The sequence below is a fragment of the Marinomonas dokdonensis genome, from assembly GCF_052747885.1.
The window spans coordinates 509,917-525,155 of record NZ_JBRAND010000001.1 but is presented as its reverse complement, the minus strand read 5'-3'; the positions used below and the strand labels follow the sequence as shown (position 1 = coordinate 525,155).

Here is a 15,239-nt window from a genome sequence, read left to right as displayed (position 1 = left end):
ATATGAACTCTTCCTATTTGAATTTTAAGGACAAACACATCCTCGTTGTGGGTGATGTTATGTTGGATCGCTACTGGTATGGTGGCACATCTCGTATTTCACCAGAAGCACCGGTGCAAGTTGTGAAAGTATCTGACATAGAAGACCGCCCAGGCGGCGCAGCGAACGTTGCTTTAGGGCTCGCTAAATTAGGCGTTGCCGTCACCTTAGTTGGGGTGGTTGGGGAAGACGATAACGCGCAAGTCTTAAAGCGCTGCTTGGAAGCTGAAGGTGTTAATTGTCAATTTGTACATTCACCTGATTTACCGACTATTACCAAATTACGAGTGATGAGCCGTCATCAGCAGTTGATTCGTTTAGATTTTGAAGAGCGAGCAGACAGCTTGTCCCAGAACAGCGCTGTGGCCGAGAAAGTGAAAGCCTGTCTTGAGTATTCAGATGCGGTGATTTATTCGGATTACGCTAAAGGCTGTTTGGCCGATGTGCAAACCTTGATTCAACTTTCAAACGCCGCCAAAGTGCCAAGCTTTATTGACCCGAAAGGGGATGACTTCTCCATTTATCGAGGAGCAACGCTAGTCAAACCTAATCTATTAGAGTTTGAAAACATTGTTGGTCCTTGTAACTCCACAAAAGAGCTAGAAGAAAAAGCCAAAGCCTTGCGGGATAAATACTCGTGGCAAGCATTGTTAGTGACCCGTGGTGAAGATGGTCTAGTGTTACTAGAGAGTGGTAAAGCGCCTTTCTCTTTGGCTACTGCAGCGCAAGAAGTATTTGATGTGACTGGGGCAGGGGACACTGTCGTTGCCGTATTAACGGCTGTCTATGTGACCAGTAAACGTTTCACCGATGCGGTGGAATATGCCAATCAGGCTGCTGGCTATGTGGTGGGGAAATTAGGTACCGCGTCCATCAGTTCCGAGCGCTTAGAAGCCATTATGTTTCAGCGTAATCGCACGACTAACTTTGGCGTTTTATCACCTACCGATATTTTGGAGCAGATTAAACTGGCGCAAATGGATGGTAAAAAAGTGGTCTTTACCAATGGTTGCTTCGATATCCTACACCCGGGTCATGTGGCTTATATGAAACAAGCCAAAGCCTTGGGTGATCGACTAATCGTTGCTGTGAATACCGATGAATCCGTAAGGCGCCTTAAAGGTGAAAAGCGTCCTATCAATAACCTTGCCCATCGTATGGCGGTATTGGAAGGTGTTGGCGCCATCGACTGGGTTACCTGGTTTGATGAAGACACACCAAAAGAAATTATCGAAGCTTTATCACCAGATGTTTTGGTGAAAGGCGGGGATTACACGATTGATACCATTGTCGGTGCCCAGCATGTGCTCGACCATGGGGGCGAAGTAAAGGTACTGACTTTTGTCGATGGTTATTCAACCACCGCAATCATCGAAAAGGCGAATTTGTAAATGCAAAATCAAGAGCCGCTTGAGCTTGAACAACCTGCTAAAAAAGTATCCAGTGCAAAAGTCTACTTTCGCCTATTAGGGTATCTGCGCTCGTCCTGGTTTTATGTGCTACTGAGTATTGCTGGTTACCTTATGTATTCGGTGATGGAGCCTGCCTTGGCGGCTCTGCTTAAGCATATTGTGGATGTGGTCTCAAATAATAAGGTCTCAGAAAGTCGGTTGGTGATTCCCGCGGCGATTTTGGGAGTTTTTATTGTTCGTGGTATCGGTACGTTTTTGGGGTCCTACTTCATGGCGAAAGTCGCCAATCAGGTGGTTTTTGATCTGCGTACCAAGATGTTCGATAAGCTGGTTTCTTTGCCTTCGAGTTATTATCACTCAACCCCTACGGGTCGCTTGTTAGCCAAGCTCACTTACGATACTGAGCAGGTTATTGGTTCTGTCACGCAGGCGGTTCGAGTCTTGCTGCGAGAAGGCTTTACTGTAATCGGCTTGATGGGCTATATGCTTTACACCAACTGGCGCTTGTCTTTGTTGTTTTTACTTATCATTCCTTTAATCGGTGTCGTGGTTTCTTATGCGTCTAAACGCTTCTTGAAACTGAGTACACGCATTCAGGATGCCATGGGTGGTGTCACCGATGTGGCATCTGAAGCAATTAAAGGGCATGAGGTCGTCAAAATTTTCGGCGGCAACCAGTACGAGAAACAGCGCTTTCGTGAAGCTGCTGAAGAGAACCGTCGCTCGCAACTAAAAATGGAGATGACTCGGGCGCTGAATGTGCCAATCGTCCAGTTCATAGTGGCCGTGGCGTTGGCGAGTTTAATTTGGTTGGCTCTTGATCCTACGATTAGTGCGTCCATGTCGGCTGGGGATTTTGTCGCTTTCATTGGTGCGGCGGGTATGTTGAGCAAACCTATGCGCCAGCTGACCGAGGTGAACAGTATTCTGCAAAAAGGTATTGCGGCGGCGTACAGTATTTTTGCTTTTCTAGACATGGCGGAAGAAAACGATTCCGGCAAAAAATCCGTAGGTCGTTTCACTGGGGCCTTGGACTGGAAGGGTTTGACCTTTCAATATCCTGGAGCAGAAAAACAGGCGTTGAAAAACATTAATCTGTCATTGCCAGCGGGTAAAACCCTCGCTTTGGTAGGCCGCTCTGGTAGCGGAAAGTCGACCATGGCGAACCTGGTTCCACGTTTTTATGATGTAGCAGAAGATCAGATTCAAATCGATGGTCATTCCATTAATAGTTACCAGCTGAAAGATTTACGCGCCAACATCGCTTTGGTTAATCAGCAAGTGGTCTTGTTTAACGGCACTATTCGAGAAAATATTGCCTATGGCAGCTTGCGTGATGCCAGTGATGACGTGGTTATTGAGGCAGCCAAGGCGGCTAACGCTTGGGGCTTTATACAGCAGCTAGAATCTGGCCTTAATACCATGGTGGGGGAAAACGGTGTACTGCTTTCTGGTGGTCAGCGCCAGCGTATTGCGATTGCTCGAGCCATTTTGAAAAATGCGCCGATTCTCATTCTGGATGAAGCGACCTCGGCTTTGGATACCGAGTCTGAGCGTGCGATTCAACTGGCGTTGGAAAACTTGATGCAAAATCGTACCACCATCGCTATTGCTCACCGTCTATCTACCATAGAAAAAGCCGATATTATCGCGGTTGTGGATGATGGGCAGATCATTGAGCAAGGAACCCATGCTGAGTTGCTAGCTCTCAAAGGCGCCTATGCCCAGCTGCATAGCCAACAGTTTAGTGAAACTAAAGACTAAGTATGTGGTTTTATAGCCTCCTCTTGCTGCTGTTATCGCCGTTGATCTTGTGGAAAATTATCGGCTTTAAGCGACGTTATCCGAATTATCGACTGGCTCAAGCTTTTGGTCTTGGGTCAAAGGTTGAAGCTGATTTGTGGATACATTGCGCCTCGGTAGGAGAGGTGTTAGCCGTTAGACCCTTGGTGCTGGCTTGGCAGAAGAAACAGCCGACAGGGCGACTGTTAATCACTACCGTCACCCCAACTGGGGCAGAACAGGTGGCGAAAAGCTTTCCTCAGGCGCAGCATAAATATTTGCCAGTGGATTGGCGTTTCGCAGTAATGCTAGGTTTATCACGTATTCAGTGTCCGCATTTGTGGATAGTTGAGACAGAGCTTTGGCCAAACTTATTGCGACAAGCTAAACGACAAAACCTCACGGTAGACGTAATCAATGCTCGCTTAAGTGAGCGCTCATTTCGCCAGTACCAACGTTTTTCGCTGGTCTCGAAACCTTTAATGTCTCTGCCTGACCGATTTTTTTCCCATGCTGAAGACGATGCTCAACGTTTAAAGCAGCTTGGTGCCAAGCAGGTGTTGGTAACGGGCAATGTGAAGTTTGATCTAACCCTACCTTATGAAGTCATTCACTGTGCTTGGCGGGAGCAAATCTCTTCTTCTTTTGTGTGGATTGCTGCCAGTACCCATGAAGGGGAAGATGGCCTATTTCTAGAAGCTCATGCACAACTGCTAAAACAATGCCCTGATGCCTTGTTGCTGATCGTGCCTCGACACCCTGAACGTTTTGAGCAGGTCTTCCAACAAGCCCGTCAATGTTTTACTAAGGTGGCGCGCCGTAGTGTAGATTCTCTAACAGCATGGTCTGATCATGCCGTTGTGGTTGGGGACTCCATGGGGGAATTGTTGCAGTATTACCAAGCCTCCGATGTGGCGTTTGTGGCTGGCAGCATGATTGAACGTGGGGGTCATAACCCGATTGAAGCGGCATTATTGGCAAAGCCTGTGTTGGTTGGCCCACATACTTTTAATTTTAAAGACATCACTGAGCAATTAGTAACAGTTGGTGGTGCGCTGCGTTGCGCTAATGTCGCTGAGTTACAAGAGGATCTAAACGCTTTAGCTGCAAATCCTACTAATGGGGTTTTACAAGGGCAAAAAGCCTTGGCCTTTGCTCAACAGAATCAGGGCGCTGTAGAGCGTATTCTTTCTCAAATAGACATCGCCTGAACGACTCTTTACAATAGCCTCTCAAAATATCTCATGGGGTGCTTTGTGTTTAACAAAGCTGAGAAGCGGATTTGCCCGCTAACCCACCGAACCTGATCCAGATTATGCTGGCGTAGGAATCGAGATAGCAGGAGCTCTATTAAGCCTTGCCATTTCCCTGTACGCCGCTCATGTTTTTTATAGGAGCGTCACGTTGAAAAAATCCTTACTTCTCAAAGTTGCGACTTTGTCCATTGCCGCAAGTTTTTCGCTATTGGCGACAGCAAAAGATACCTTGAATGTTTACACCTATGACTCTTTTGCTGCGGAGTGGGGCCCAGGCCCCAAGATCAAACAGAACTTTGAAGCCGAGTGTCAGTGTGAACTGAATTTTGTTGCCATGGATTCTTCTGTGGGTATCTTATCTCGAGTGCAACTAGAAGGTAGTGCAAGCGAAGCGGATGTTTTGTTGGGTCTCGATTTAAACCTAATGCAAGCGGCAAAAAACAGTGGTTTATTGGCGGCTCATGGTGTGGATACCAGCCCTGTAAATCTTGCCGATGGCTGGAGTGACACACATTTTGTACCTTTCGATAAAGGGCATTTTGCTTTTATCTACAACACAGAAACCTTATCGACACCCCCCGCTTCACTAAAAGAAGTGGTAGAAAATCCGGACCTGCGAGTTATTTATCAGGACCCTCGTACCAGTACGCCGGGACTTGGCTTGTTGCTATGGATGAAAGCCGTATATGGAGAGCAAGCACCAGAGGCTTGGGAGAAATTAGCGTCCCATACGGTGACTGTGACCAAAGGCTGGTACGACGGTTATAGCCTATTTTTGAAAGGTGAAGCGGATGTGGTGTTAAGTTACACAACCTCACCGGCCTATCACATAGTTGCGGAAGGTGAGCACAAGTACAAAGCGGCGTTGGCCAGTGAAGGTTATTACCCACAGATTGAAGTGGCGGCGATGCTAAAGAATAGCCAGAACCCAGAGTTGGCTAAACGTTTTATGCAGTTCGTTTTGCAACCAGGCTTCCAGTCCACCATTGCGACTGGAAACTGGATGTTGCCAGTGGTGGATCAGGCGGAACCCCTGCCAACTGCCTTTGATGCGCCTTTAGCGGTTAACAACACATTGTTGCTATCAGCGGAACAAGTGGCTAAACAACGTAAAGCTTGGGTGAATGAGTGGTTAGATGCCACAACGCGCTAAGTCTTTAGCAAACTCCTTACCTTGGCTGGCGCGTTTGAGCCCAGCCTTGCTAGGAGTGATGATATTCATTTTCATAGGAGCGGTCAGTTTGGCGGCTCTTTTGCGTTATAGCGACCTAAGCTTATGGCCTCAGTATCTCAGTGAAGCCTATTTATGGCGAGTGATACGTTTTTCCTTGTGGCAGGCTTTATTAAGCAGTGGCTTGAGTATCTTGGTTGCTATCCCTGTGGCGTCTTGCTTGATGCATCGAAGTTTTCCAGGTCGTGGCTTGTTATTGCAGCTGTTTGCTGTGTCCATGGTGGTGCCAACCATAGTAGCGATCCTAGGGATTGTTGTGGTGTATGGCCGTTCTGGCTGGTTATTTCAGCTGTTTGGTGTGCAGGTCCCCCTGTATGGGCTATTCGGTATTCTTATTGCGCATGTGTTTTTGAATATGCCCCTTGCTACGCGTTTGTTATTGCAAGGATACGGTTTGATACCCGCTGGGCAATGGCGACAATCCAGTCAATTAGGGCTGGGGCGCTGGCAGGCATTTCGCCTAATCGAATGGCATTATCTGAAGAAGGTTTTGCCGGGTGCTTTTGTACTCACTTTCATGTTGTGCTTTTCAAGCTTTGCTGTTGTGCTGAGCTTAGGGGGAGGGCCTAAGTCTAGTACCCTAGAAGTCGCTATTTATCAGGCGTTGCGCTTTGATTTTGATTTAAACAAAGCGAGCTTTCTGGCTCTTCTGCAAGTATGCATTTGCACTCTATTCGCCATGCTTGTTTATCGACTCACACCAACTAATCGTCAGGATATGAGTCTGTTAGCAAGTAACCGTTATTTGCTGCGTGACTCTTGGTGCGCCAAAGTGAGTGATGGCGTGTTTTTTACCATCATGCTCTTGCTGGTGTTGCCACCTTTTGTGGCCATTTTTGATCCATTGTTTTCAGCCACCTTCTGGCAAACGCTGCAATCGGCTGGTCTGTGGCGCGCGGTAGGTGTTTCCTTAAAGATTGCGTTGCCTGCTGCGTTATTGAGCCTGTTGTTGGCTTTGTGCTTTGGTGTATTGGCTCGCCATTGCTTGGGGCGTGTAGGCGTACACTGGTTGCCAGATAAATTGGAGCATCTAAGTAATTTAATTTTAATGGTGCCGGGCTTGGTAATCGCCACTGGATTATTTCTATGGCTCCGAGATTTCGGCTGGGGGCTATCGTCTGGCTATTGGGTGGTGGTGTGGGTGAATGCTGTCATGGCTTTGCCTTTTGTGATGCGTGCCCTAATGCCCACCTTATACCAACAGGAAAAAAGGTTTCGACACTTGTATGCAAGTCTAGGTATCTGGGGGCTTTCTCGTTGGCGTTTAGAATGGCCTTTAATACGCTTAAGTTTGGCGCAAGCCTTTGCCTACGCTTTGCTGTTATCTCTTGGGGATATGGGGGTGATCGCGATTTTTGGCAGCCAGGGCTTGTTGTCTTTGCCGCTTTATTTATTCCAGCTGATTGGCTCTTATCGTCTAGAAGAAGGTGCTTGTGTCGCGGTTGTGTTGATAAGTTTATGTATCTTGCTGTTTTATTCTTCATTACGTTTGATCGGAGGAAAGTCCCATGCTGTCCATTAATATAGAATACAGCTGGGAGCGCTTTTCGGCAGATTATCAGTTAGCTATTGCGCCGGGTATGACCACCTTATTAGGTGCCAGTGGTGAGGGTAAGAGTACACTCTTGCATTTACTTGGTGGTTTCTTGAGTGGTCAGGGGGAACTGAGCTTTCAAGGCCAGTCATTACTGGCGTTACCTGCTTACCAGCGACCCATTACCACCTTGTTTCAGTCCGATAACTTATTTCCACAATTAACCGTTTGGCAGAATGTCGCCATTGGTTTAAATGCCAGTTTGGCGTTGAGTGCAGAGCAAAAGCAGCGAGTAATCTGGGCTTTAGAGAAAACTCAGTTACAAGATAAAGCCGAGCGCTTTCCTCAGGCTCTATCTGGCGGGCAGGCCCAACGGGTGGCTATCGCCAGAGCCTTGGTGCGCAAAAAACCTATTCTGTTATTGGATGAGCCTTTTAGTGCCTTGGACCCAGCGTTACGGGAAGAGATGTTGCAATTAGTGGCAAAGGTCACTGAAGAATATGATTTAACCACCTTACTGGTTTCTCATTTGCCACAAGAGGCGCTATTGGTGGGCGGACGTGTGGTGCTGATTGAAAAAGGTAAGGTAGCGGCCCATGAATCAGTGGACGTTTTGCAGCAACCGCAAAAAATAGCGGCTTTTGCCGAATACTTTGGTCACAATAGAGGCTTATAGCTTTCCCTAAGGTGGATGTATAGTGGATCACAAAGCGCTGATAAAAAAAGGTATTCTGCTGACAATAATTTATGCCTTTATTATGTCCATTACCGCGCTGGTGGCGAAGCAGCTGCAAACACAGGTGGCTGTGTTTGCCGTGGTGTTTTGGCAAAGTGTGATTTGTTTGATTATTCTCTTACCGCAGATGAAGGGGCATATTAAAGTCCGCTCATTTGAGGTTTGGAAAATTCATTTGGTGAGAAGTGTAGGGGGCTTCGCTGGATTCCTGTTTTATTACTGGTCCTTGAATCATATTCCGCTGGTGGAAGCTTCGTTGCTAAGAAGTTGTGCGCCCCTGTGCGTGCCCTTAGTGGTGCTGTTGATTCACAGAATGGGCATGCCGAGAAAGCGTTGGTGGCCGATGATTGTTGGCTTTGTCGGTGTTGCCCTCATCATTCATCCTACGCCCAGTCACTTTAATCCTTGGCATTTGGTGGGTTTTCTGTCGGCTTTAGGTTTGGCGCTTTCAATGGTGACCACTCGTATGCTGTCCCGACATGTAACAGGTCAAGAGACCTTATTCGTTTACTTTTTTATATCCAGTCTATTGTCTGCATTACTTGCGGGCTTAATGCCTCAAAGCTTATTCATTCCAATGGATTTATGGCCGCAAATGCTTGTGGTCGGGCTAACCTTGTACGTTGGGATGTTTTTATACAACAAGGCTTATAGCTATGCGCCGGCCAGTGTTATCTCTCCCATTAGCTATATTGGTGTGGTATTCAGTGGTTTGTGGGGCTTGCTGGTGTGGCAACACCTACCGGATATTTATGCGCTATCCGGTATGGTGCTGATTTTTATTAGTATTCTGATCAGTGCTCGAATGGCAAAAAACGCTTAATACTAAAGCGCTTTTTTCTGTAGTTTCTGGTTCAGTAGAGTAGCGACGAAAATGCCTGAGAAAATTAACACAATACCAATGTAGTGAAAACTGTAGAGGCTTTCCCCTAGAAATATTACCGATAAGGCAATGCTGAACACGGGCATGAGATGTATAAAGTGTCCAGCGGTGGCGGCACCTAATTTTTGAACACCTGTATTCCAACATAAAAATGCACCAATGGACGCAAATATCCCCATGTAAACAATGCTACCCCAATGGGTGCTGTTAAGTTCTGCTATGGGGGTGTGTCCAAACAGTAAAAATAGTGGTGCTTGAAAGCCTGTTCCAATGAGGGCTGTGCAGGCAAAAAAGCCGATAAGACTCATGCCTTTAGGGCGTTTCGCAATCAGTACAGAATAAACGGCCCAGCTTAGTGCTGCGGTTATGATCCATAAGTCTCCTCGTGACATGGTGAGATGCAGCAGGGTGTCTAAGCTACCACGACTGACAATTTCTATGGCACCAATAGAGGAAATAATAATACCCACATTCTGTAACCAGGTGGTTTTTTGGCCAAGCACAATGCGTGCTGTAATCAGTATGATGACGGGCATCACCGAATTGAGTAGGACGGCATTCGTGACGCTGGTGGAGCTGAGTCCTATGTATAAGAAAAGATTGTAATTACAGATTCCTAGCCAGCCAAATAGGATTAATAATGGTAGGTTTTCTCGGATAATGTGGCGTTCTTGCCAAAGCTTCTTATAGGCGAATGGCAGAATGATTGCGCAGGCCAGGCTCCAGCGTAAAAAAGAGATGGTGTAAGGGTCTATGCCCGTAGAAACGGAAACCCGTCCTAAAATATAGTTACCAGACCAAAATAGGATGGGGAGTAGTAGGTAGACAAAAGCGGGCATTATGAGTCCTTATGAATTGGCGCTATATTCTATTGTTATTTTGATTTGGCGCTGTTCTGAATAAAGAGGCCAATTAAAATACATCCTAAGCCGATTAAGGTGGAAGCTAGTATGGGTTCATCAGCAATTTGAGAAAGCCATACAATGGAAAGTAGTGGCGATAGAAAAATTAAGTTGGCCACCCGGCTCGCTTTATCAGTGAGTTTTAGGGCTTGATTCCAAAGCACAAAACTTAGTCCCATTTCAAATAGCCCAATGTATACGGCACTCCATAGACCTTGTGTATTCCAGTGGCTGAACTCTCCAGTGAAAGCGGCGTAAATGAGAATTAGAGGTAATGCAAAGGCGAAGTTTAGGGTGATTCCGATCAGGCTTGGGCGTGTGTCTTTGGTGTTGAATAACCAATAGCTTGCCCAAATAAGAGTGCTGAATAAAGCAAAGGCAACCCCAGGTAAATTTGAGAACTCTAAGTCAGATATTGCGCCTCGAGTCGCAATATAAAGCACCCCAAAGTAACATGCGAAAGCCGCAATATAGTCAGTGCCTTTGAGTCGTTGCTTTAAAATTGGGACGGCCATGAAGCTGAGTACAATCGCCCAAGTGTAATTGATGGCCTGGGCTTCTTGAGCAGGCAGCATGTCATAGGCCTGTAATAGTACTAGATAGTAGAGGAATGGGTTTATTGCCCCAAAAAACAGAGAGGATCTCCAAGTTTTTTTTGCTTCTTCTCTTAAACTGGCAAAATCACCTTGTAAGGTGACTAGTGCGAGTAAAAAAATAAGTGATACGGCGCTGGCGATCACCAGTAGTTGGGCGGGCGACAAATGCTGTAACGAAATGCTAAAAGCCGTGGCGACGGTTGACCATAATAGTACCGCCCCTAAGCCAAATATCATGGCTTTAGCGTTATTAGAAAGTTTACTCATAAATAATGACGAATCCTTTGTCTAAAATATGATGACAATCTGCCATAAGCCATGATGTTAAAAGTTATAAAGGAAAGCCGCGGTAATAGAATTGATCTTGTTTTCCGTCACAATAGGGCTTTGTTTAATTTCATCATCATACTCTGTGTGCTTTAGATTTAACATAAAGCTAGTGTTGGATGAGATTGGATAAATGGCACGGATACCCACAGATAGCTCTGTGGTGGAAGGTGCATCATAGGCACTAATGCTGCCACCGGTACGACTGGCATCACTGGAAGAGACGCCAAATAAATAGTCGCTCATTTTATCGCTTAAATAGCGGTAGCTTATAGAGGGTATCAGTTGCCAAATGGATGTCTGAACTGGGTAGCCTAAGGACACTTGTCCAAAGTAACCATCATGTACGCCACTTATGTCTTGTGCCATTTTCAAACTGATCGGCCCCCAGCGATAATTAACAACCGCCATGGTGCTGTCATCTCTGTCATCCATTAATTGAATATGGCTGTCATTACTGTCGTCAGGATCGAATGCAGATGGCTGATATCTCAATCCTGCCGAAAGGCTTTGGTATGAGGCTTTAGGGATTAGGTGGTAGCCGATTTCAGGCAGTTTTACATAGGCACGTTCGCCTTCATAGGAGAACGCCGGTAAAACTTTTGCTTGATTGTCTGTGTCTTTGTATAGGCTTTGTGAATAGTCGCCAACAATACCAATACTACCATCCGCTTTTGCGAGTAACGGCAGTAAAGTGAAACATGTTAGAAGGACTTTTTTCATTGTCGATACATCCATTAATACGCTTATTCCTAGGTAATCTAGATTCTATAGCGCTTACCCTTTGGCTGCAAAAGCATTCCTCGAATTAAGCGGTTCTTTACACAAAAAAATTCTCTAGGGAGCTTTTGTTTCTAGGGGCGTACAATTCGTTTACATCTTGACCATTAGTGCTATATAATGCGCGTCCCTGTAAATCAATACTCCTTGTCTCACAGCTTTATAACAGGGGAAGCGTGGAGACTAAGAACCCATAAGGAGAGCTTAAATGCGTCATTATGAAATCGTCTTTCTGGTTCACCCAGATCAAAGCGAACAAGTACCAGCAATGGTAGAGCGTTACACTAACCTAATTACTGAAGATGGTGGTCAAGTTCACCGTCTAGAAGATTGGGGCCGTCGTCAACTAGCTTACCCAATTAACAAAATTCACAAAGCACACTATGTTCTTATGAACGTTGAGTGTTCTGAAAGTGTTTTGTCTGAACTAAACGACACTTTCCGCTACAACGATGCGATCATCCGTAACTTGGTGGTTCGTCGTAAAGAAGCGGTTACTGACGTTTCTCCTATCAAGGCTTCTGAAGGTCGTGAAGATCGTCGTTCTGCTCCGCAACGCGAAGAGCGCAACAGCGATAATGCAGCTGATGAAGTTGCTGAAGAATCTGAAGATTAATCTATTTGAATTAGGAGATACTCATGGCTCGTTTTTTCCGTCGTCGTAAGTTCTGCCGTTTTACTGCAGAAGGCGTTAAAGAGATCGATTACAAAGATCTAGAAACACTTAAAGGTTACATCACTGAAACTGGTAAAATCGTACCTAGCCGTATTACTGGCACTAAGGCTCGTTACCAGCGTCAGCTAGCGACTGCAATCAAACGCGCTCGCTACATTGCTTTGCTTCCTTACACTGACAGCCACTTTAACTAAGTTGCGGATCGAAGTGCAAAAATGAGTACGTTAGCGAACTGGGTTATGCAACGTCGTCGCAATGCCATTATTGGTGTTGCCTTGTTCAGTGCTATCCCAATGTTATTTTGGCTAGCGGCGGCCATATTGGGCCTAGTTGTACTTCGAAAAGGTGTTAGCGAAGGAATACCTGTATTAGCTTGGGGTTGTCTGCCGGCATTGATCGTGTGGACGCTTCAAGGGGATGCAACAGCGTTAATGGTGTTATTAGATGTGGCCTTGTTGAGCTATTTGCTTAGATCAACCATGTCATGGAGTTGGGTGTTATTGGCGGGCAGTTTCTTTGCCGTTGTTAGTACCTTACTGCAACCTCTATTGATGTCGGACATGTTGAACTTAGTGGTCACACTGATTCAGCAAATGTTGACAACAGAAGGTGGTGATGTGCCAGAGAAAGCCTTGATTTATAGTCAGGCGGTTATGGCACTTTCCATCATTCAAGTGGTGGTTGCCGTTGCGTCGCTATTTTTAGCGCGTAAGTGGCAGGCAGGACTCTATAATCCAGGTGGATTACGTACCGAGTTTCATCAGTTGCGATTGCCTGTTGTATTTGTGCTTGTGTTGGGTGGGATGCTGCTAGTAGGTGAAAGCCTAGCAGGTGGTTTCTCGATACTCTCTCAAGCGGCTGTGCCAGCGTTGGTTTTACCTGGATTGGCTTTAGTACACGGTATTCTAGCAAAAAGAAATATTGGGGTTGTTGGACTTATTACGTTTTATCTTGTGGGATTTTTCGTTCTAAATGTGTATTTTACCAAGCTGTTGATTGTCCTTTGTGTGGTGGACAGCTTCGTGGATATACGTAAACGGATCCAAGATAAGCCGTCCAATTCAAGTAATGGTTAATTATTAGAGGTGATCGAGATGGAAGTTATTCTACTCGACAAAGTAAACAAGCTAGGCGGAATTGGTGACGTTGTTGTCGTTAAACCAGGCTTTGCTCGTAACTTTTTGATTCCAAACAAAAAAGCTGTAATGGCTACGAAATTGAACTTGGCTAGCTTTGAAGAGCGTCGTGCAGAGCTTGAAGCTCAAGCAAACGAGCGTAAAGCTGCTGCTACAGTACGTGCAGAAAGCCTAGAAGGTAAAACTTTCACTATCACGGCTAACGCTGGTGACGAAGGTAAGCTTTTCGGTTCTATCGGTACTCGTGACATCGCTGATGCTATCTCTACTGAAGTAGAAGTATCTAAAGCTGAGATTCGTCTTCCTGAAGGCGCAATCCGTCACACTGGTTCTTTCGAAGTTGATGTTCAGCTACACTCTGAAGTAGTTGTAACTGTTACTTTAGCGGTTGTTGCAGAGTAATTTAGTTTTCTAAATTATCCTGTAAAAAAGGGTATCTTGCAGATTGCAAGATGCCCTTTTTTTATGGGCATGATAAGCTCTTTTACCAGTTTTATTCTGTTTATTCGCGGGTGTTATTTGTGCAGTTAAATGATTCTAGTGTCGCTTCGATTAAGTTGCCGCCTTACTCCATAGAGGCTGAGCGTTCTGTAGTGGGTGGCTTGATGCTTGACCCGAATGCTTGGGAAAAAGTGTCTGAATTAGTCTTGGCGGATGATTTTTATCGCCCGGAACATAAGCTGATTTTTGGCGTCATCGCACGACTTGCAGATGAATCCGAACCCATTGATGTGGTTACCATAGGGGAGCGTCTCGATAAACGCGGTGATTTAGAATCCATCGGCGGCATGGCATATCTTATTGAGATCGCTGAGGCCACACCGAGTACCGCCAACATTGCCTCCTATGCAGACATAGTGCGAGAGCGTGCTTTGCTGCGTAACCTTATCTCCACCACTAATGAAATATCCGCTCGAGCATTTCATCCTGAAGGTATGACTGCAGCGGAAGTACTCGACGAAGCAGAGCGTAAAATTTTTCAAATCGCGGAAGGTGGTGAGAAAAAAGGCGGGCCAAGAATTGCCTCGGACATTTTAAGTGCCACTGTCGATAAAATTGATGAGCTGTACCACCAAGAAGGGGCGATAACTGGCTTGAGTACAGGTTTTACTGACTTGGATGCGATGACAGCAGGCTTACAGCCCTCCGATTTGGTGATTGTGGCCGGGCGTCCTTCCATGGGTAAAACCACTTTCGCCATGAACTTGGTAGAAAATGCCACCATGATTAGCGATAAGCCTGTCATCGTCTTTAGTTTGGAGATGCCGGCGGAACAGTTGATGATGCGTATGCTTTCCTCTCTTGGCAAGATAGACCAGACCCGTATGCGCTCCGGTCAACTTATACAGGAAGATTGGGATAAGCTGATGTCGGCAGTTAAAATGCTAAAAGACAGAAAGCTCTTCATCGATGATACCGGTGGTATTAGCCCCACAGAAATGCGATCTCGGGTACGAAGAATTGCACGTGAGCACGGTGGTGTGGCCTTGGTGATGGTGGATTACCTGCAACTTATGCAAATTCCTGGTTTTACTGAAGGTCGAACCAATGAGATTTCTGAAATTTCCCGTTCTTTGAAAGCCATTGCCAAAGAAATGGAATGTCCTATGGTGGCTTTGTCTCAGCTGAATCGAAGCTTGGAGAACCGCCCGAACAAACGTCCTGTAAACTCGGATTTGCGTGAATCGGGAGCCATCGAGCAGGATGCGGACGTTATTTCCTTTGTCTACCGTGATGAGGTATATCACGAAGATACCCCTTATAAAGGCATTGCTGAGATCATAATTGGTAAGCAGCGTAATGGTCCGATAGGTACTTGTCGACTTTCATTTGTGGGTAAATACACTCGTTTTGAAGATTTAGCACCAGATGCGTACCGAGACTTTGACGACGATTAAGGAATAATCAAATAAATTGTAATATTATGTTGTTAAATGTGTATTCATAAG

15 protein-coding genes and 1 riboswitch are annotated in these 15,239 nt (G+C 45.8%); of the genes, 12 read left to right on the top strand and 3 right to left on the bottom strand.

Annotation, left to right across the window (positions count from 1 at the left end; all coding sequences use genetic code 11):
* Positions 1–2 precede the first annotated feature (2 nt).
* The 7 genes from hldE to ACUM5Y_RS02465 all read left to right on the top strand — a co-directional run bounded on the left by hldE (position 3) and on the right by ACUM5Y_RS02465 (position 8,813).
* Positions 3–1,430, top strand: a complete 1,428-nt coding sequence (gene hldE, locus ACUM5Y_RS02495; protein ID WP_445975267.1) for a bifunctional D-glycero-beta-D-manno-heptose-7-phosphate kinase/D-glycero-beta-D-manno-heptose 1-phosphate adenylyltransferase HldE — start codon at positions 3–5, stop codon at positions 1,428–1,430.
* The gene (gene msbA / locus ACUM5Y_RS02490) at positions 1,431–3,215 is read left to right on the top strand and encodes a lipid A export permease/ATP-binding protein MsbA (RefSeq protein WP_445975266.1); all 1,785 of its coding nucleotides are present in this window, start codon (positions 1,431–1,433) and stop codon (positions 3,213–3,215) included.
* Between the two features lie 2 nt (positions 3,216–3,217).
* Positions 3,218–4,444 (top strand): 3-deoxy-D-manno-octulosonic acid transferase, encoded by a 1,227-nt coding sequence (locus ACUM5Y_RS02485; RefSeq protein ID WP_445975265.1) that lies wholly within the window; start codon positions 3,218–3,220, stop codon positions 4,442–4,444.
* 24 nt (positions 4,445–4,468) lie between these two features.
* Positions 4,469–4,581: riboswitch (TPP riboswitch) on the top strand.
* Between the two features lie 56 nt (positions 4,582–4,637).
* On the top strand, positions 4,638–5,642 hold the full coding sequence (gene thiB, locus ACUM5Y_RS02480; RefSeq protein WP_445975264.1) for a thiamine ABC transporter substrate binding subunit: 1,005 nt from the start codon (positions 4,638–4,640) through the stop codon (positions 5,640–5,642).
* Positions 5,626–7,242 carry a thiamine/thiamine pyrophosphate ABC transporter permease gene (gene thiP / locus ACUM5Y_RS02475; protein WP_445975263.1) on the top strand — a complete coding sequence of 539 codons (1,617 nt, stop codon included), beginning with the start codon at positions 5,626–5,628 and terminating at the stop codon, positions 7,240–7,242. The genes thiB and thiP overlap by 17 nt, the downstream gene beginning before the upstream one ends.
* The gene (locus tag ACUM5Y_RS02470; protein WP_445975262.1) at positions 7,229–7,930 is read left to right on the top strand and encodes a thiamine ABC transporter ATP-binding protein; all 702 of its coding nucleotides are present in this window, start codon (positions 7,229–7,231) and stop codon (positions 7,928–7,930) included. Before thiP ends, ACUM5Y_RS02470 begins: the two co-directional genes overlap by 14 nt.
* A gap of 22 nt (positions 7,931–7,952) precedes the next feature.
* A complete protein-coding gene (locus ACUM5Y_RS02465) occupies positions 7,953–8,813 on the top strand; it encodes a DMT family transporter (RefSeq protein WP_445975261.1) in 861 nt (286 codons plus the stop codon).
* A gap of 2 nt (positions 8,814–8,815) precedes the next feature.
* Here ACUM5Y_RS02465 and ACUM5Y_RS02460 read toward each other — a convergent pair whose 3' ends face one another.
* Genes ACUM5Y_RS02460 through ACUM5Y_RS02450 form a run of 3 tightly spaced genes read right to left on the bottom strand, consistent with a single transcriptional unit; the run spans position 8,816 to position 11,421 of the window.
* Positions 8,816–9,712 carry a DMT family transporter gene (locus ACUM5Y_RS02460; protein WP_445975260.1) on the bottom strand — a complete coding sequence of 299 codons (897 nt, stop codon included), beginning with the start codon at positions 9,710–9,712 and terminating at the stop codon, positions 8,816–8,818.
* A gap of 35 nt (positions 9,713–9,747) precedes the next feature.
* Positions 9,748–10,638: a DMT family transporter gene (locus ACUM5Y_RS02455; protein ID WP_445975259.1), complete on the bottom strand. Its 891-nt coding sequence runs from the start codon at positions 10,636–10,638 to the stop codon at positions 9,748–9,750.
* 57 nt (positions 10,639–10,695) lie between these two features.
* Entirely contained in the window at positions 10,696–11,421 is a 726-nt protein-coding gene (locus tag ACUM5Y_RS02450) for a MipA/OmpV family protein (RefSeq protein WP_445975258.1), read from the bottom strand.
* Between the two features lie 265 nt (positions 11,422–11,686).
* Between ACUM5Y_RS02450 and rpsF the strand changes: the two genes are divergently transcribed.
* From rpsF to dnaB, 5 genes are all read left to right on the top strand, one after another.
* The gene (gene rpsF / locus ACUM5Y_RS02445; protein WP_445975257.1) at positions 11,687–12,094 is read left to right on the top strand and encodes a 30S ribosomal protein S6; all 408 of its coding nucleotides are present in this window, start codon (positions 11,687–11,689) and stop codon (positions 12,092–12,094) included.
* A gap of 23 nt (positions 12,095–12,117) precedes the next feature.
* Positions 12,118–12,348, top strand: coding sequence for a 30S ribosomal protein S18 (rpsR, locus tag ACUM5Y_RS02440; protein WP_067013623.1), 231 nt, complete (start codon positions 12,118–12,120; stop codon positions 12,346–12,348).
* A gap of 21 nt (positions 12,349–12,369) precedes the next feature.
* Positions 12,370–13,230, top strand: a complete 861-nt coding sequence (locus ACUM5Y_RS02435) for a hypothetical protein (protein ID WP_445975256.1) — start codon at positions 12,370–12,372, stop codon at positions 13,228–13,230.
* A gap of 18 nt (positions 13,231–13,248) precedes the next feature.
* Positions 13,249–13,692: a 50S ribosomal protein L9 gene (rplI, locus tag ACUM5Y_RS02430; RefSeq protein WP_445975255.1), complete on the top strand. Its 444-nt coding sequence runs from the start codon at positions 13,249–13,251 to the stop codon at positions 13,690–13,692.
* A gap of 119 nt (positions 13,693–13,811) precedes the next feature.
* Positions 13,812–15,188 carry a replicative DNA helicase gene (gene dnaB, locus ACUM5Y_RS02425; protein ID WP_445975254.1) on the top strand — a complete coding sequence of 459 codons (1,377 nt, stop codon included), beginning with the start codon at positions 13,812–13,814 and terminating at the stop codon, positions 15,186–15,188.
* The last annotated feature ends 51 nt before the right edge of the window (positions 15,189–15,239 follow it).